At 68.0% G+C, this 16,665-nt stretch carries 16 protein-coding genes; 8 read left to right on the top strand and 8 right to left on the bottom strand.

Going from position 1 to position 16,665, the window contains the following annotated elements:
• Positions 1 to 19: 19 nt before the first annotated feature.
• The 3 genes from atpA to atpD all read left to right on the top strand — a co-directional run bounded on the left by atpA (position 20) and on the right by atpD (position 4,197).
• Positions 20 to 1,654, top strand: a complete 1,635-nt coding sequence (atpA, locus tag K313_RS0104960) for a F0F1 ATP synthase subunit alpha (RefSeq protein WP_029210673.1) — start codon at positions 20 to 22, stop codon at positions 1,652 to 1,654.
• Between the two features lie 122 nt (positions 1,655 to 1,776).
• Positions 1,777 to 2,706, top strand: a complete 930-nt coding sequence (locus K313_RS0104955; protein ID WP_019285663.1) for a F0F1 ATP synthase subunit gamma — start codon at positions 1,777 to 1,779, stop codon at positions 2,704 to 2,706.
• 30 nt (positions 2,707 to 2,736) lie between these two features.
• Positions 2,737 to 4,197 carry a F0F1 ATP synthase subunit beta gene (atpD, locus tag K313_RS0104950; RefSeq protein WP_029210672.1) on the top strand — a complete coding sequence of 487 codons (1,461 nt, stop codon included), beginning with the start codon at positions 2,737 to 2,739 and terminating at the stop codon, positions 4,195 to 4,197.
• A 98-nt stretch (positions 4,198 to 4,295) separates the two neighbouring features.
• Here atpD and K313_RS0104945 read toward each other — a convergent pair whose 3' ends face one another.
• The 3 genes from K313_RS0104945 to K313_RS22105 are packed head-to-tail and all read right to left on the bottom strand — an operon-like array spanning position 4,296 to position 7,454.
• Positions 4,296 to 5,570 carry a glycosyltransferase family 4 protein gene (locus K313_RS0104945; RefSeq protein ID WP_029210671.1) on the bottom strand — a complete coding sequence of 425 codons (1,275 nt, stop codon included), beginning with the start codon at positions 5,568 to 5,570 and terminating at the stop codon, positions 4,296 to 4,298.
• Between the two features lie 25 nt (positions 5,571 to 5,595).
• Complete coding sequence (locus K313_RS0104940) at positions 5,596 to 6,468, bottom strand: glycosyltransferase family 2 protein (RefSeq protein WP_019285660.1); 873 nt, start codon at positions 6,466 to 6,468, stop codon at positions 5,596 to 5,598.
• Positions 6,465 to 7,454 carry a glycosyltransferase family 2 protein gene (locus tag K313_RS22105; RefSeq protein ID WP_019285659.1) on the bottom strand — a complete coding sequence of 330 codons (990 nt, stop codon included), beginning with the start codon at positions 7,452 to 7,454 and terminating at the stop codon, positions 6,465 to 6,467. The genes K313_RS0104940 and K313_RS22105 overlap by 4 nt, the downstream gene beginning before the upstream one ends.
• A gap of 203 nt (positions 7,455 to 7,657) precedes the next feature.
• On the opposite strand from K313_RS22105, the gene K313_RS0104930 reads away from it, so the two are divergent.
• From K313_RS0104930 to K313_RS0104920, 3 genes are all read left to right on the top strand, one after another.
• On the top strand, positions 7,658 to 9,202 hold the full coding sequence (locus K313_RS0104930; RefSeq protein WP_029210669.1) for a lipopolysaccharide biosynthesis protein: 1,545 nt from the start codon (positions 7,658 to 7,660) through the stop codon (positions 9,200 to 9,202).
• Positions 9,203 to 9,206: 4 nt separating this feature from the next.
• A complete protein-coding gene (locus tag K313_RS0104925; protein ID WP_019285657.1) occupies positions 9,207 to 9,761 on the top strand; it encodes a serine O-acetyltransferase in 555 nt (184 codons plus the stop codon).
• A gap of 254 nt (positions 9,762 to 10,015) precedes the next feature.
• Positions 10,016 to 10,903 carry a DUF4124 domain-containing protein gene (locus K313_RS0104920; protein WP_156911147.1) on the top strand — a complete coding sequence of 296 codons (888 nt, stop codon included), beginning with the start codon at positions 10,016 to 10,018 and terminating at the stop codon, positions 10,901 to 10,903.
• A gap of 78 nt (positions 10,904 to 10,981) precedes the next feature.
• Here K313_RS0104920 and K313_RS0104915 read toward each other — a convergent pair whose 3' ends face one another.
• From K313_RS0104915 to K313_RS0104900, 4 genes are all read right to left on the bottom strand, one after another.
• Positions 10,982 to 11,542 (bottom strand): acyltransferase, encoded by a 561-nt coding sequence (locus K313_RS0104915; protein ID WP_019285655.1) that lies wholly within the window; start codon positions 11,540 to 11,542, stop codon positions 10,982 to 10,984.
• Complete coding sequence (locus K313_RS0104910; protein WP_169516824.1) at positions 11,539 to 12,750, bottom strand: O-antigen ligase family protein; 1,212 nt, start codon at positions 12,748 to 12,750, stop codon at positions 11,539 to 11,541. Before K313_RS0104910 ends, K313_RS0104915 begins: the two co-directional genes overlap by 4 nt.
• 146 nt (positions 12,751 to 12,896) lie before the next feature.
• Positions 12,897 to 13,799 (bottom strand): YveK family protein, encoded by a 903-nt coding sequence (locus K313_RS0104905; protein WP_019285653.1) that lies wholly within the window; start codon positions 13,797 to 13,799, stop codon positions 12,897 to 12,899.
• Positions 13,800 to 13,852: 53 nt separating this feature from the next.
• Entirely contained in the window at positions 13,853 to 14,869 is a 1,017-nt protein-coding gene (locus tag K313_RS0104900; RefSeq protein ID WP_019285652.1) for a glycosyltransferase family 2 protein, read from the bottom strand.
• A gap of 343 nt (positions 14,870 to 15,212) precedes the next feature.
• Between K313_RS0104900 and K313_RS0104895 the strand changes: the two genes are divergently transcribed.
• Together K313_RS0104895 and K313_RS0104890 are read left to right on the top strand one after the other, a co-directional pair.
• The gene (locus K313_RS0104895; RefSeq protein WP_019285651.1) at positions 15,213 to 15,491 is read left to right on the top strand and encodes a F0F1 ATP synthase subunit epsilon; all 279 of its coding nucleotides are present in this window, start codon (positions 15,213 to 15,215) and stop codon (positions 15,489 to 15,491) included.
• An 18-nt stretch (positions 15,492 to 15,509) separates the two neighbouring features.
• Positions 15,510 to 15,935: a DUF2550 family protein gene (locus tag K313_RS0104890; RefSeq protein WP_019285650.1), complete on the top strand. Its 426-nt coding sequence runs from the start codon at positions 15,510 to 15,512 to the stop codon at positions 15,933 to 15,935.
• Positions 15,936 to 15,985: 50 nt separating this feature from the next.
• On the opposite strand, the gene K313_RS20095 is transcribed toward K313_RS0104890, so the two are convergent.
• On the bottom strand, positions 15,986 to 16,606 hold the full coding sequence (locus K313_RS20095) for a cob(I)yrinic acid a,c-diamide adenosyltransferase (RefSeq protein ID WP_034251814.1): 621 nt from the start codon (positions 16,604 to 16,606) through the stop codon (positions 15,986 to 15,988).
• Positions 16,607 to 16,665: the final 59 nt, after the last annotated feature.

The raw sequence follows: 16,665 nt of genomic DNA, 5'->3' as shown, positions 1-16,665 counted from the left end.
ACGAGGAGAGAAGTTAGAGATGACGGAGCTTTCGATCCGTCCGGACGAGATCCGGGACGCCCTGGACAGCTTCGTGCAGTCGTACCACCCTGGTGCGGCCTCGCGCGAAGAGGTCGGTCGTGTCGTCGACGCCGGTGACGGTATCGCCCACGTCGAGGGCCTGCCCTCGGCCATGACCAACGAGCTGCTCGAGTTCGAGGACGGCACGCTCGGCCTCGCCCTCAACCTCGACGTGCACGAGATCGGTGTCGTCATCCTGGGTGACTTCTCCGGCATCGAGGAGGGCCAGCCGGTCAAGCGCACCGGCGAGGTGCTGTCCGTGCCCGTCGGCGACGCCTTCATGGGCCGCGTGATCAACCCCCTGGGCCAGCCGATCGACGGCCTGGGCGAGATCCAGGCCGAGGGCCGCCGCGCCCTCGAGCTGCAGGCGCCCAACGTGGTCTCGCGCAAGTCGGTCCACGAGCCGATGCAGACCGGCATCAAGGCCATCGACTCGATGATCCCGATCGGCCGTGGCCAGCGTCAGCTGATCATCGGCGACCGCCAGACCGGCAAGACCACGGTCGCGGTGGACACGATCATCAACCAGCGCGCCAACTGGGAGTCCGGCGACCCGGACAAGCAGGTCCGCTGCATCTACGTCGCCATCGGCCAGAAGGGGTCCACCATCGCCTCGGTGCGTGGCACCCTCGAGGAGGCCGGCGCGATGGAGTACACCACGATCGTCGCGGCCCCGGCCTCCGACGCCGCGGGCTTCAAGTACCTCGCCCCCTACACCGGCTCGGCCATCGGCCAGCACTGGATGTATGACGGCAAGCACGTCCTCATCGTCTTCGACGACCTGTCCAAGCAGGCCGAGGCCTACCGCGCCGTGTCGCTGCTGCTGCGCCGCCCGCCGGGCCGCGAGGCCTACCCCGGCGACGTGTTCTACCTGCACAGCCGGCTGCTGGAGCGTTGCGCCAAGCTGTCCGACGAGCTCGGGCACGGGTCGATGACGGGTCTGCCGATCATCGAGACCAAGGCCGGTGACGTGTCGGCCTACATCCCGACCAACGTCATCTCCATCACGGACGGCCAGATCTACCTGCAGGGCGACCTGTTCAACGCCAACGTGCGTCCGGCCGTCGACGTGGGCATCTCGGTGTCCCGCGTCGGTGGCTCCGCGCAGATCAAGGCGATGAAGGAGGTCTCCGGCCGCCTCAAGGTGGACCTCGCGCAGTTCCGCGCCATGGAGGCCTTCGCCATGTTCGCCTCCGACCTGGACCCCGCGTCGCGCCAGCAGCTGGCCCGCGGTGCCCGTCTGGTCGAGCTGCTCAAGCAGCCGCAGGCGTCGCCGATGGCCGTCGAGGACCAGGTCCTCGTGGTCTGGGCCGGCACCTCCGGCAAGCTGGACGACGTGGACGTCGACGACGTGCGCCGCTTCGAGGCGGAGTTCATCGACTACGTCCGGCGCGAGCGCGGCGGCATCCTGGACGCGATCCGCGAGACCAAGAAGCTGGACGACGACGCCAAGGCCGCCATGGACGACGCCATGACGGCGTTCAAGCAGCAGTTCCGTCCGGGCACCGAGCACGCGGGCATCCACCCCGGCCACGAGGAGTTCGACTCCATCGAGGACGACGAGATGGACCGCGCGCAGATCGAGCGCCACTGACCTGACGCGCGCGTCGGTGCCGGGGGAGACCCCGCGGGGACACCCCGGCACCGGCCACCGTCACCAGCGGCACACCGGACACCAGACACTCCAGGCAAGAACCCCAGGAAGGCGGCAACTACATGGGTGGGCAGATGCGGGTCTACCGCCAGCGCATCCGGTCCGTCAGCGCGACCAAGAAGATCACCAAGGCGATGGAGCTCATCGCCGCCTCCCGCGTGGTCAAGGCCCGCGAGGCCGTCATGAGCGCAGCCCCCTACACCCACGCGCTGACGCGTGCGGTGTCGGCGGCGGCGTCATACGCCAACGAGGATCACCCGCTGACCACACGCACGAGCGAGGGCCGACGGGCCGGCGTCCTCATCATCACCAGCGACCGCGGCCTGGCCGGGGCCTACTCGGCGTCCGCGCTCAAGACCGCCAACGAGCTCATGGAGCGCCTGCGCTCCGAGGGCAAGGAGGTCGTGCCCTACCTCGTCGGTCGCAAGGCCGTGGCGTGGTTCAAGTTCCGCGACCGCCAGTACGCCGAGGCCTGGGAGGGCTTCAGCGACGCGCCGAAGTTCGCTCACGCGCAGGAGATCGGCGAGCGCGTCATGCGGGACTTCCTGCGCGACACCGAGGACGGCGGCTGCGACGAGATCCACGTCGTCTACACCCGCTTCCGCACCATGGTCACCCAGCAGCCGCGCGCCCTGCGCCTGCTGCCGCTGGAGGTCGTGGAGCGGGGTCAGCGCGTGGACGTCGACGAGGGCTTCCTGGAGGAGCCGGACGACGAGGGCCTGCAGCCGCAGTTCTCGTTCGAGCCGGACGCCGAGACCGTGCTCGACGCGCTCCTGCCCAAGTACGTCACCTCACGCATCTACACCTGCCTGCTGGGTGCGGCCGCCTCCGAGCTCGCGTCGCGCCAGCGCGCGATGAAGTCGGCGACGGACAACGCCGAGGAGCTCATCAAGACCTACACGCGTCTGGCCAACCAGGCTCGTCAGGCCGAGATCACCCAAGAGATCAGCGAAATCGTGGGCGGCGCGAACGCCCTCGCGGACGCCAAGTAAGCCGCCCAACACAAGAAGGTAGAGACAGCCATGACTGCCACCATGAACGAGGCCCAGCAGGGCGCCCCCGCCGAGGGCGGCGTCGGTCGGGTCTCCCGTTCCATCGGCCCGGTCGTCGACGTGGAGTTCCCCGCCGACGCCATGCCCGAGATGTACAACCTGCTCAAGGTCGACGTCGAGCTCGGCGGAGAGAACAAGACGCTGAACCTCGAGGTCGCCCAGCACATCGGTGACAACCTCGTGCGCGCCGTGTCCCTGCAGCCCACGGACGGCCTCGTCCGCGGCGCGACGGTGCGTGACACCGGCGGCCCGATCACCGTCCCCGTCGGCGACGTGACGCTCGGCAAGGTCTTCAACACCACCGGCGAGGTGCTCAACCTCGCCGAGGGCGAGCGCTTCGAGGTCAACGAGCGCTGGGGCATCCACCGCCAGGCGCCGGCCTTCGACCAGCTCGAGTCCAAGACGCAGATGTTCCAGACGGGCATCAAGGTCATCGACCTGCTGACCCCGTACGTGCAGGGCGGCAAGATCGGCCTGTTCGGCGGCGCCGGCGTCGGTAAGACGGTCCTCATCCAGGAGATGATCGCCCGTGTCGCCCGCGACCACGGTGGTGTGTCGGTGTTCGCCGGTGTCGGCGAGCGCACCCGTGAGGGCAACGACCTCATGGTCGAGATGGAGGAGGCGGGTGTCCTCGGGCAGACCGCCCTCGTCTTCGGCCAGATGGACGAGCCGCCGGGCACGCGTCTGCGCGTCGCGCTGTCGGCCCTGACGATGGCGGAGTACTTCCGCGACGTCCAGAAGCAGGACGTGCTGCTCTTCATCGACAACATCTTCCGCTTCACGCAGGCCGGCTCGGAGGTCTCGACCCTCCTCGGTCGTATGCCGTCCGCCGTGGGCTACCAGCCCACGCTCGCCGACGAGATGGGTGTGCTCCAGGAGCGCATCACCTCGACGCGTGGTCACTCGATCACCTCGATGCAGGCGATCTACGTGCCCGCCGACGACTACACCGACCCGGCCCCGGCCACGACCTTCGCCCACCTAGACGCGACCACCGAGCTCTCTCGTGACATCGCCTCCATGGGTATCTACCCGGCCGTGGACCCGCTGACGTCGACGTCCCGCATCCTCGACCCGCGCTACATCTCCCAGGACCACTACAGCACCGCGGTCCGCGTCAAGGGGATCCTGCAGCGCAACAAGGAGCTGCAGGACATCATCGCGATCCTCGGCATGGACGAGCTCTCCGAGGAGGACAAGATCCTCGTCAACCGGGCTCGCCGCATCCAGCGCTTCCTGTCGCAGAACACCTACGTCGCCAAGCAGTTCACCGGCATCGAGGGTTCGACGGTCCCGCTGGAGGACACCATCGAGGCGTTCACCAAGATCTGCGACGGCGACTACGACCACGTCGCCGAGCAGGCCTTCTTCATGTGCGGTGGCCTCGACGACGTCGAGCGCCAGTGGGCGGAGATCCAGAAGAACCTCTGACCTTCACCCGTCAGCACGACGGCGGGCCATCTCCTCCAGGGAGATGGCCCGCCGTCTTCGTTGCCGCCCGTATGCCGGGTGCCCGGTCGGATCCGTGGTCAGCGCCGTGCGCGCGCCGCCCCGAAACGGGCGAGGAAGGCCTGCATGGCCGGTGCTGCGGTGCCAGGGGTGAACTCCTGGAGCACGGCGGCGCGGCCGGCGGCGCCCTGGGTCGCCCGGCGTGCGGGGTCGGCGGCGACCTCGCGCAGCGCCTGCGCCAGGAGGTCGGCGCGGCCGGCCGGGATCACGTGCCCGGTCTCACCGTCGCGGACCAGCTCCGTGACCCCCGCGATGCGGGTGGTGACGACGGGCAGCTCGGTGGACATCGCCTCCATGAGCACGACGGGCAGGCCCTCCTGGAAGCTCGGCAGGCAGAACACGTCGGCCTGACGGTACTCGAGGGGTAGGTCGTCCTGGCCCAGGGGACCCACGAGCTCGACGACGTCCCCGAGCCCACGCTCGGCGATGGTGGCGGCCAGCGTCTCGTGCAGCGGCCCGGCGCCGACCATGCGGACCCTCAGGGGGACGCCGGCGTCGCGCAGCTCGGTCACGGCGTCGAGCAGGACCGGCCCACCCTTCTCGGGGACCAGGCGACCGACATACAGCACCCGCAGGGGCTCGCCCTCGGTCCGCACGCGGCCCTCGGGCGGCGGGGGATAGGCCTCGGGGTCGACCGTCATCCGCACGACGTCGAGCCGTGGCCACACGGCGGGGTCGACCATGCGCATGAGCTGGCTGCGGCAGAAGTCGGAGATGCAGGCGACGCCCCCTGCGGATCGGACCTTGGCGGGCAGGTCGAAGCGCTGCACGGCCTCGAACTCGGTCGGTCCGTGCATGCTGAAGCTCCAGGACCAGTCCTCGCCGAGGTCCTTCGCGAGGGCCACCGTCAGCCGGGCGACGTCGGCCGCCGCGTTGGCGAAGTGCACGTGCACGTGGCGCAGCCCGCGGCGGCGCATCTCGCGGTGCAGGGTCACGGCCTCGGCGAAGTAGAACAGCTGCCAGAGGCGGGCCCTCGGTGTCAGCTCGCCGGTGCGCAGGGCCCGGGAGAGGCCGCGCAGCCAGGCATCTGGCTGGGTGCGCAGCAGCGCCAGGTTGGCCAGGGCGGCGCGGCGCTCGTCCTTGACGACATAGGTCGTGCGTGCGTCCTCGCGCATCGCCTGCGAGACCAGCTGCTGCTGAGGGCAGGTGTTGAGCGTGAAGGTGTCGACCCGGGTGCCACGCTCCCGGAGCGCATGCACCTCACGCTCGATGAACGCGTGCGAGAGGGCGGGGTACTGGCTGACGAGATAGGCGACGGCGAGGTCGTCCGACGCCTGCGGCTGGGCGGTGGTCACGGAGCTCCTTGGGGTGACGGGCTGGTCAGCGCGTGGACGTGTCTCGCTCCCACGCGGCGGTCGTGGTGCGACGGGCCTCGCGTCGGGCGTAGGCCGTGACGAGCACGTAGACGAGGGCGGACGGGATCATGGACGGACGCCGCACGATCAGGTCGACGAGGGCCTTGGAGGTGGATCGCGTGGACGTGGAGAAGTCCGGCGTGCGGCCGTCGTCGACCATCGCGCCCGGATCCTCCTGCGCCAGCTGGGCGTTGCCGCGAGCCACGCGGGTGCGCACCTTGACGAGCTGGCGGAGCGTCCGCGGGACCTGCACCTCGAAGGTGCCGTCGACGATGATCCGCTCGTCCAGGGAGAAGATGCGCTGCGCGAACAGGTCGTCGCCGAGCAGGTCGGGGAACTCGACGAAGCGGGACCGGCCGGCGCGGGACATCCCGTAGACGCCGAGGCCCACCAGCTTGTCCTGGACGTAGGGCAGCTCGGCGAACACGTCGTAGAACGCGCGGACGGGCCAGGTGGCCCGGTCGGTGGCGAACCGCACCTGGGGAGCAGCGGCTCGCGGCAGATCCGTGTCGAGGACCCGGACCATGGCGTCCAGGGCGTCCGCGTTGAGGACGATGTCGGCGTCCAGATAGATGCGGGGGAAGGCCGTGGCGACGGCGTCGGCCGCGTTGATGGCCTGGACCTTCGACGGGGTGGGGAGGTCCAGGACCTGCACGCCCGTATGACGGCGGGCGCGCGCCACCGTGTCGTCGGTGCACCCGTTGGCCGCGACGACGACCTCGAGGCGCCCAGCGCGGACGTCCTCGTCGAGGGCGTCGAGGCAGCGGTCGATCACCCCGCCCTCGTCATGGGCCGGGATGATCACGGAGGCGCGTGGGGCGATGTCGGGCGTGCTCACGGGCGCGTGTCCTCGGACGTGCGGCCGGTCTCGCGGTCCTTGGCAGCGAGTCGGCGGGCATAGACGGCGCCGAGGGCAGGCACCCGGCGCAGGACCTCGGCCTTGAGCCGGATCCGACGGGCGCTGGGCATGAGCTGCGAGGCGACGGCGAAGTGATCGGCCGCCGTCGGCACGTCACCGCGCCGCAGCGCGGACTCACCGAGGTCGACCTGCTGCACCGCCGAGCCGCGCTCGAGCCGCAGGTCGAGGAACCGGCGCTCCTCGGCACTGAGGCGTGGGCCGTGCAGCTCGGCGACGTGCGCCAGCACCTGTTGCTCTCCGGCATACATCCGCTCGCTCTGGGTGGACAGCGTCCCCGCGACGCGGCGGTAGAGCGCGTGGTGAGCCGTGACGAAGCGGGCGGTCCAGCCGGCGTAGATGGCGCGCGCCCAGAAGTCGTAGTCCTCGCAGACCCGCATGGACTCGTCGAAGCCACCGACCTCCTCCCACATGCGGCGGGGGAAGACGGCGAAGCCGGAGACGAAGTTGTTCTCCAGGATGCGGAGGCGCTGGGTGCCCGGCGCTGGCGTGCCCGACGGGAAGACGGTGCGACCGGGCACGATCCCGGCCGAGCTCATGATCTGGGCGTCGCAGGTCACGAAGGCCCGCTCGTCGTCGGCCGCCAGCCAGGTCTCGACCGCCGTCTGGACGTACGGCGGCAGCAGGATGTCGTCCGCGTCCAGCAGGGCGACGAGCTCGCCGCGTGCCTCGCGGATGGCGGAGTTGCGGGCGCCTGGCAGGCCGCGGTTCTCCTGGGTGACCACCCGGACGAGGTCCCCGTAGGCCGCGGCGATGGCCCCGGTCCGGTCGCTAGAGCCGTCGTCCGTGATGACGACCTCGATGTTCGGGTACGTCTGCGTGAGGGCACTCGTCACGGCTGCGCCGAGGAACGCCTCGGCCTGGTATGCCGGGATGACCACCGTCACGAGCGGCTGGCGCGCTGGCATGGGTACTCCAATTCGTGGGTGCGTGGACGTCCTGTCAGAGTCCCTCACCGCCTCTGACGACGTCCTGGTGTCGACCAGTCTAGGTGGACGCCATAAGAGGGTCTGGATTTTGCCGGATTGCCGTGCCCGTCCAGATCACTCCCTATGATGGCAGGCATGGCCTGCACTCCTTCTGACGCTCTGACCAACGAGCGCCTCCGCTGATGGCGGAAGGCGACACCGTCGGCGGAGGGATGCTCAAGACGCTGCTGAAGGGCACCACGTGGCAGGCGCTGGGGCAGTTCCTGCCCCTCATCATCAACCTGGCGCTGACCCCGTACATCATCGAGGGCCTGGGCGCGAAGATCTACGGAATCTTCCTACTCATCAACACCATTCAGCTCTTCATGTCGAGCTTCGACGGGGGCATCGGGCCTAGCGCGAGCCGGTACTTCACCCTCTACGCAGGCAGGGAGGACGCGGCGGCGACCACACGGCTGCTGGTCACGCTACTCACCATCGTTCTGGGGACGACCACGGTGGTCTTCGGCTTCTTCTTCCTCGCCACTCCCGCGATCATCGACTTCTTCCCCGTCACGCGCCCGGATCCCGAAGGGGCAGCCTTCCTGCTGCGCACGATGGTGGTGCTGGTCGCCATGGCCCAGATCCGTGGCCTGTTCGCCTACGTGCTCTTTGCCGAGCACAAGTTCGCCATCACGACCACGACCGGCCTTGCAGGGCACGTCATCTACGTCATCGGGCTGGTCTGGACGATCGAGGGCAACCATGGGCTCAAGGGCATCGCCCTGACGTTCATCGTCCAGCAGCTGATGGCGACCCTTGCCATCATCCCTGCCGCGCTCAGACACCTGTCGAAGGCCGGGGTCGGGATGCTGGCTTGGCCCGACCTCAAAGAGTTCTTTGGGTACTCGTGGAAGGTGCAGTTCTCCAGCCTTCTCGACATGGTGTCCCTCCAGGGTGACATGCTCATCGTCTCTAAGTTTGCGGCAGCGCAGCAGCCACAGTTCGGGCCCGGGGCAAACTTCGCCCAGCAACTGCGAATGGTCCCGATGAACGCTTTCAGCCCCGTTCAGGCCATGTTGGGTCGCTCGGTGGGTGGTAAGGGCGAGGCGGCAGCAGTCGCCGACTTTGCTCGGATCCAGAGGCTGTGGGTGCTCGGTGTCGTCGGTTGGGTCGCCGTCGGCGCACCCGCCGCCTACTACGGGGTCACGCACTGGGTCAAGATGGGCTCCTCCCTGCCAGGTTTGGTGAGCGCTGTGCTCCTGGTCGGGCACCTGTTCTACCTGATCGGTATCATCCAGATTTTGTGGTGCTTGGCGGTGGGCCGATCGGACCTTGAGCTCAAGTACGGCCTTATCGCCACTGGACTCAACCTGAGTCTGACCCTGCTGCTCGTTATTCCTTACGGGGTGGTGGGGACCATCTTGGCCACAGTGGTCGCCCAGTTGGTCGCGTCCATTGCACTGACGGTAATGATGAGGCGGTCGCTACCGCATCTGGCGCCATCACCATGGCGGCAGATTCCTTACGACGTCGCAGCACTGGCCGCTTCAATCTCTTATCTGTGCGTCTACGGCGCCCAGATGCTGGTCGGGAGCGTCGTCCCAACTGGTGCACTTGCGTTGCTCCTCTGCGGTCTGGCCGCGGCTCCCGCGGCTTGCGTGTATGCAGTGCTCGTGATCGGCCCATCGGAACTCCGCTCGATGGTCGGTCGTTTGGTCAGCGGACGAATCCGACTGGGAAGGTGAAAGCGTGAAGCACGACCTTGCAGACAAGGACCTCACTGGCGCGGCAGAGGCCTTTCGACGTCTGTGCGCGTCCGACCGGAAGGTGAATGACCAGGCGGGCAGCATCCTGACGCTCATCGTGTGGCGTGCGGGACAGGTCCTTAGCGGCGTCCCCGGCGTTCGGGCCTTTGCTCTCAGACGTCTCTGCCAGCTGGCGGACGCCGTGTGGGTGCGTGGGGTGATCGGGGCCGAGCTCCCACCTCAGGTCGTCGCAGGGCCTGGCTTGTGCCTGGCGCACGCGGGTCGAGGTGTGGTGCTACACCCAGAGACCCGCATCGGGGCCGACGTGAAGATCTACCACCAGGTGACGGTGGGAGTACGGGACGCAAACGGCGCACCTGAGATCGGGGATCGTGCCATGCTGGGCGCCGGTAGCAAGATCCTGGGACCGATTGTGCTGGGGGACGGTACCCAGGTAGGGGCAAATGCGGTCCTGCTCACGAGCACGGAAACCGATAGCAGCTACGTGGGCATCCCGGCTCGACGAGTCGCGGGTGGCCAGGGGGAGATGAAATGGTGAACACCACGAGGGACAAGCGTGCATGGATGGCTGCGACTCTGACCTTGGGAGTCCTGGCCTCGGCTGCCTGCCAGTCGGAGACCGGCGGGCCGAAGCCTGCGCCAAGCGAAGTAGAACCAAGTTCCAGCGCGCCAGCCCTTCCCACGGTGATGGCGACTCCGGGATACACCGCCACCCCAGTCCCTGATCCCAAGGCGCCGGATACGCCCCCCAGTCAGATATTCAACTCTGGCACCAATGTATTCAAAGTGGACGTGAGCAAGGCTCCCACCCACTCCAACTCTGCCGCGATGATCCAGAACCTTCGCAGTCAGATCACCCCCCACTGGGGCGGTATCGCAGCATTCAACAATGATCGGTACAACCCCAGCTACTACGTCGTCGATAGTAAGACTCCCCGGGTTGATCTGGAGTTCTTCAACTGCCAGAACAAGCCGGGCGTGCCAGAGGGGCTGATGGATGGGCCGGCAATGTTCAAGCAGGTGCCCATCCCGGCCGGGGCGATCCCCGCTGCAGGAACCGACTCTACTCTGACGCTCTATGACCCCACCACGGACCAGCTGTGGGAGTTCTGGGTTTTGCGCAAGCAGGCCAAGAACCCTAACAAGTGGGAGGCATGCTGGGGTGGGCGCATCGACAACGTCTCTAAATCCCCAGGGTTCTTTGATTCGCCTTACGGTGCCAGCGCGTCCGGCCTAGTGACGACTGGCTCGATGGTGACACTCAAGGAAGCGGCGTCCGGCAAGATCGACCACGCCATGGCACTCAACCTGATCGAGACTGGTCACCACAGTCGGATTTGGTACCCAGCGAACCGCAGTGACGGAAACTCCAGCAATCCGAACGCCATCCCTGAAGGGGCCAGATTGCGCCTGGACCCCTCGGTGAACGTTGATGCCCTCCAGATGACCCCGTTGGCAAAAGCTATTGCCAAGGCTGCCCAGAAGCACGGATTCATCGTGGTGGACACCGCCCACGCTGTCGCGGTTATCGCCGAGAGCGGTCAAGCGCAGCAGGCTAAGACGGGCAAGGATCCGTGGGGGCCGATTCTAGGAGGCGTGCCCAACTACAAGCAGCTGGAGGGCTTCCCTTGGGACAAGATGCAGGTAATCCAGCAGGAGTATGGCAAGCCGGCATCGTGAAGCGGTAGCGATACGACTCGCAAGACGGTGGGGCCACGAGGAAATCCTCGTGGCCCCACCGTCTCATTCATTCGTGAGTCAGTTGCTGTTTGTCCTCGTGCCCACCTGACGTGCGGGGGCGCCAGCCATGATGGCCAGGGCAGGAACCTCACCTCGAACGACCGAGCGGGACGCGATCACTGCGCCGTCTCCGATGCGCGCCCCAGGCAGGATGGTGGCGCCGGCCCCGATCCAGACGTCGCGACCGATGACGATGCCATTACCGTGCCAAGGTTGGTCCCTGACGAGTTGGTCAGCCCGCGTGCCGTGGTTGGACCCCACCAGCGTGCACTGTTGCGACACGAGGCAGTCTGGCCCGATGACGATAGGAGCACCCGCGCAGCGAATGTTGTTGAACTCTCCCACGTAGGTCCTGGCACCTATCTCAAGTCGAGCGCCCTCGAGCCCTCCGCCGTTGGAGACCGACAGGACACTGGGGCCAGCCACGTGTACTCGCTCCTTCAGGGTCACGTCCGTCACGCGTCCGTCGAAGAGCACGCCCCGAGTCAGCCGAGCGTTGGGGTTGGCTAGGCGAAGTCGCTGCAAGGGCAGAGTCGTGTCGCGCACATGGCGAACCACTTCCTTGGCGATGGGAATCATGAGTCCTCCTGGACCCGGCGTCGCTCGATGCCGTCATCGCCGGTCTTGGTCGTCAGGTTATGCACCAAGGCCGCCCGCCCAGCGATGCCGGCGATGAGCCACATCAAGTAGTTCGGGAAGGGGTAAGGGTTGGGGCTCGTCATGCTGGGGACGAACCACACCACCAGTGCGAACAACAGGAAGAGCCACCACAGCCGCAGCTCTCCCCGGCTTCGCCGAGCGCGCCAGAGCATGGTGAGCGGCCCCATCACGACGATTGCGATCCACAAGAGGGCGCCGGGGATGCCGGTCTCTACGGCTCGCGACAGGAAGACGTTGTGGATCTCGATGGTGACCGTCGTGATCGGGTAGTCAGGTGCTTGCCGCACCCATTCGGTGCCGATGTCGATGAAGCGACTCCAGCCGATACCGAACAGGGGTTGCTCTGCCAATGCCCTCCAGCCTGCCTCATAGGTGTTGGCCCGGTCGTAGAGGGAACGGGAGGTGGTCAGGCGCCCCGTAGCTAGTTCCATCAAGCTCGGCACGGCCACCAAGACCGCGCCTAGGGCCGCCGTGCTGAGCATTGCCACGAGGGCGAGCCAACGCCTGGCCCCTGGAACGATAAGACCAACGAGAACGACCCCGAGCACCGCAGCCAGCCAGGACGATCGGGTCAGCGTGAGGATCAGGCCCGCCGTGCACGCTGGGATGGTGAGGAGCACCAAGGCTCGCCACCCAGCATTGCGTGTACGTACCCATAGCAGGGCGGCCGCGAACGCGCACAGGGCCAACGCCATCCCGTTGGCCTCGCTCGAGAGGAAGGGACCCACGGCTCGCGGATCGTTCTTAGCCATAGGACTGTTGGTGAGGTAGTCCATGATGTAGCGCGGGAACACCAGTCGCTGGGGTCCGACCATGGAGAGGACGGACACCACTCCGAGGTAGAGCCCGACGACCGCCAGCGTTTGCAGCAGGAGGTCACGGCGACGGGTGCTGGAGAAGATCAGTCCGCCGACTGCGAACATCAGGAACGGCACCATGATGCGGTCCAGCAGTGCATAGAACCCGTTCGCGGTCATCAGGGTGCCGGCGGTCAGCGCCGACCAGGCAGTCCACAGCGTGAGGACAGCCATTACGGCGTAGACGGGCATGCTCCGCAACCGGTCGCGACGCGGCTCAAGTGCCAGCAGCATCAGCGACCCCAGGAGCAACACGCGGTCGGGCGGCACGGGGAAGCCCATCAAGCCGCTGTTGCCCGAGAAGACGTTGAGTGCCGTCGACCCAAGGAAGAGCCAGACGTACGCAGGTATCCGTTCCGGCGGTGCTCCCGCAGGGGGGAGCGGCTCCAGCGCCGGGTGGGTGCTTGTAGTCGTCGTCACGACCGGATGTCAGACCGGGCGTCGTCGGTGGTCTCTGCCACGTGCGATCCCTCGGCCCGCGCCATCCGGCGGTTGTGCGAACGCACACGACGACGGTCCAGCAGGATCGCCAGCAGCAGGGCCAGACCAAGGCCGAGGACCAGGCCGCCGAGGGCGTAGCGCTGCTGGTTGGCGGCCTTGGTGGAGTCCGCAAGGGCCGCGGGCTTGACCACGATCAGGTTGGCGGCCTGGGACCCCTGGGAGATCTGCTGACGGTACTTCTCTGACAGGGCGTCCATCTGCGCCTGCAGGACGGCCGACTTTGCCGCCGTCTCCGCCGCCCGCCGCTGAGCTGCCGCGATGGTGGCCGCGGGACGATCAGCACCGATGGCGCGATTGGCGGTCGTGCTCGCCGAGTCGCTTGCCGCTTTGGCCTGGCCCCAGTCGGACGCGACCTTGTTCAGCTGCTGGAGCGTGACGGCGGGGTCGCTCTCGCCCTTCTTGGAGTTGACCGCCTCAGCGAGGTCGTCGGCGGCCTTCTGCGCCGACTGCACGGCAGCTTCCTTGTCCGGGCTCTTGGCCTCGATGCGGATGACGTTGGAGTCAGGGACGGGGGAGGCGGTGACCTCGGTGCCGGCGGGGACGTCGCCCTTGCCCTCGACGCCGCGATCGTTGACCCAGCGCGCGTAGTTGGCGGCCATCTGCTGGGTAGCCTGGGGGAATCCCGCGATCGCCCCCGCCGAGATGTTTCCACTACCGACGGAGGTCCGCGCCTCGGCGGTGTACACCGGCGCCTTGGCCGCGCCGAGCATGTAACCCACGACGGCGAGCGCGAGCGGGAGGGCCACCGCGAGCCACCACCGCTTGGCGAGCGCCGAGAGCGGGGAGGACGGGGTGGTCTGGGGATGTGCTGTGGTCACGAGACTCCTTCAGAGGGACGGTCGGACCGTCGTGGTGCTGTCTGGGTGCGAAATCAGTTGTCGATGGCGGTCGGCGGCCTGGTGGCCGCCCGGCGCTCCGCGGTGCCGAGATAGGCGGCGCGGCGGCGGCGGCTCACCGCGGTGCCGAGGCCGCGGGGGAGGAGGCTCAGTGCGATGGCCGCGACGGCGGCTCGCGTGGGGTGCACGCGAAGGCTCCTCAGGGCACGCTGCAGGGCACGACCTCGGTCGCCGCAGAGGAGATACTCCCGCGCCAACCTGGCATCACCCTGAGCCATGCGCTCCTGGAACGGTGCTGGGTCGCCGTGGCGCCCGGACTCCAGGGCCTCCCGGAGGATGAACTGGGACGCCTCCAGGCTGGGGATGACGTTCTTGACGCTGTCGTTGGCGCCGTGGATCCGGTAGCGGACCAGGGGACGCCGGGTGTACCAGGCGGCCGCTCCGTCCTGGGCGGCGGCGACCGTGAGGTAGAGGTCGTAGGAGGTCCCGGCCTGCTCCGGGACGGCGAACCAGTCGATGGCCGCGCGCCGCAGGAGTGCGCCGGACAGGCTCACCGCTCCCTGGGCCGCGATCGCGCTGGACGGTGCGTGCAATCCCTCCGCCAGGGACTCCCGGTGGGTGTCGTGCTGCAAGGTGGTGGTCGCCTCGGCCAGCTCGTGCCCTGCGACGTCCACGAGCTGGAGGTCGCAGAACGACGCGGTCAGCTCGGGCCGGTCCGCGAAGGGTGCCGCGAGCGTCTCGAGCGCATCCGGCTCGAAGGCGTCGTCGTCGTCGAGCTTGATCACCAGCTCGCCGGTGGCCCGGCGGAAGCCGTCGATCGCGTTGGCCATCATCCCGATGTTCTCCGGACGGCCGACGTAGGTGATGCGGTCGTCGTCGAACGAGGCCACCACCTCGCGGGTCTCGGGGTCGTCGGCGTTGTCGCAGACGATGACCTCCAGGTCCCGCAGGGTCTGTCCGAGGACCGACCCCAGGGCCTCGCGCAGCATCGCGGTCCGCTTGTACGTCGGTACGACGACGGAGACCAGTGGCGGTCTGTCGTTCGCGGTCATGGTCGTCTCCCCCCAGAGGTGCTGGCACCACCCAGGGCCGACTCGCGCGAGCCGCATCCCTGGCTGGTCTTGGCATTCAGCGTCCAGGTTACCCAGCGTGCTCGCCTGACGGCAGCCCCTTGTCGAAGCCCACTCCATGTGCGGAACTAGGTGCCTCGTGGTAGTCGGAAATTACGCAATGTGTAAGCACTAGATCGACATCTAGTCACATTTCACCATTCTTTCGGACTAGTCACCACGCAACGGACACCATCATGGATTTCGCCCTTTCGGCGCGGTCCGTGGCTCCTCGTCCGGGCTTGTAGCATGAGACGAATCGTCCCCGAGGGTGGAGGAGCCTTCCGTGCCACTGCAGGTCCAACTCGTCTCCGCGGATCGTCCGGTCTGGGAGGGCGAGGCCTCCGCCGTCACCGCCCGCACCACCGAGGGCGAGCTCGGCATCCTGCCGGGCCACGCACCGCTGCTGGGTGTCCTGGTCGAGGGCCAGGTCTCCATCACCTCCGGCGAGGGGCGCCAGGTCGTCCAGATCGACTCCGGCTTCCTCTCCGTGCACGACGACAAGGTGACGTTGGTCGCGGAGCACGTTGACACCGACGCGGCACCTCGCGCCGAGCGCCACTAGGTCGCGACGGTGGCGGGCATGGAGGTCGCGGAGATCGCGGTCGCCGGTGCCCTCCTGCTGCTCGTCGTGCTCACGACGCTGGTCTTCGTGCGTCGGCGCCTGATCTCCGACGGCGCACCGATGTTCCTCTGTGCCGTCCGTCCCACGCGTGAGGACCCGTGGCGCCTGCGACTGGCGCGCTACGACACCGACGCTCTGCTCTTCTTCACCCTCTCCGGGGTGTCCCTCGTCCCGAGCCACGTCATGCCGCGAGCGGGGGTCGAGGTGCTGGGCGTCCACACGCCGTCCCGTGGAGAGTCCCCGTCCCTGATCGACGACCCGCTCGTCATGCGGTGCGCCCAGGGCGAGGTGGCCTTCGACCTGGCTCTGCCTCGTGACGACTGCACCGCGGTCCGGTCCTGGCAGGAGGCGCGGCCACCAGGGCGTCCCCCGCGCGCAGCCTGAGCTCGCCCCGCGCGCGGGGGCCACAGAGCCCTTCAGCCGTGACTGGACGATCAGCTGGAACGACCGCCGCCCGGCTGCCAGAGGACGTCGCCACCTGCGTCGAGGTTCGCGACGCGGGCGAGGATGAACAGCAGGTCCGAGAGGCGGTTCAGGTACTTCGCGGTGAGCACGTTGACGCCGCCCTCGCCCTTGTCGGCTCCCTCGGGTGCGGGCTGGTCGCCATACCGCTCGATGGCCGCCCAGGTGCTCCGCTCGGCCCGCCTCACGACGGTGCACGCGAGGTGCAGGTAGGCCGATCCGGGCGTCCCGCCCGGGAGGACGAACGACCGGAGCTTGTCGAGCTCGCCGTTGTAGCGGTCGCAGTCGGCCTCGAGCTCGTCGATCCACGGCGCCTGGACCCGCAGGGGCGGGTACTCCGGGGTCTCGCTCCGCAGCGGGTTGCACAGGTCCGCTCCAACGTCGAAAAGGTCGTTTTGGATCCGGGTGAGGGTGGAGACGACGTCCTCGCGCAGCGACCCGGCGGCGACCGCGATCCCGAGGGCCGCGTTCGCCTCGTTGCTGTCCGCGTAGGCCTGCAGTCGCGGGTCGGTCTTGCTGGTGCGCGAGAAGTCTCCGAGGTGGGTGGTGCCGTCGTCGCCGGTCCGGGTGTAGATGCGCGTGAGGTTGACCATGACGGCATCGTCGCACGCGCGTCTGAGCCGGCCTCGGCCGGGAACCGACGCAGCCCTGT

The organism is Arsenicicoccus bolidensis DSM 15745 (genome assembly GCF_000426385.1).
GTDB classification, from domain to species: domain Bacteria; phylum Actinomycetota; class Actinomycetes; order Actinomycetales; family Dermatophilaceae; genus Arsenicicoccus; species Arsenicicoccus bolidensis.
Note: the sequence above shows the minus strand (reverse complement) of the source record. Positions and strands in the feature narration are given on the sequence as shown.

Coding starts and splice junctions, on each gene's coding strand:
- atpA (WP_029210673.1), top strand. CDS start 20: ATGACGGAGCTTTCGATCCGTCCGGACGAGATCCGGGACGCCCTGGAC.
- K313_RS0104955 (WP_019285663.1), top strand. CDS start 1,777: ATGGGTGGGCAGATGCGGGTCTACCGCCAGCGCATCCGGTCCGTCAGC.
- atpD (WP_029210672.1), top strand. CDS start 2,737: ATGACTGCCACCATGAACGAGGCCCAGCAGGGCGCCCCCGCCGAGGGC.
- K313_RS22105 (WP_019285659.1), bottom strand. CDS start 7,454: ATGCCAGCGCGCCAGCCGCTCGTGACGGTGGTCATCCCGGCATACCAG.
- K313_RS0104930 (WP_029210669.1), top strand. CDS start 7,658: ATGGCGGAAGGCGACACCGTCGGCGGAGGGATGCTCAAGACGCTGCTG.
- K313_RS0104915 (WP_019285655.1), bottom strand. CDS start 11,542: ATGATTCCCATCGCCAAGGAAGTGGTTCGCCATGTGCGCGACACGACT.
- K313_RS0104900 (WP_019285652.1), bottom strand. CDS start 14,869: ATGACCGCGAACGACAGACCGCCACTGGTCTCCGTCGTCGTACCGACG.
- K313_RS0104890 (WP_019285650.1), top strand. CDS start 15,510: ATGGAGGTCGCGGAGATCGCGGTCGCCGGTGCCCTCCTGCTGCTCGTC.
- K313_RS20095 (WP_034251814.1), bottom strand. CDS start 16,606: ATGGTCAACCTCACGCGCATCTACACCCGGACCGGCGACGACGGCACC.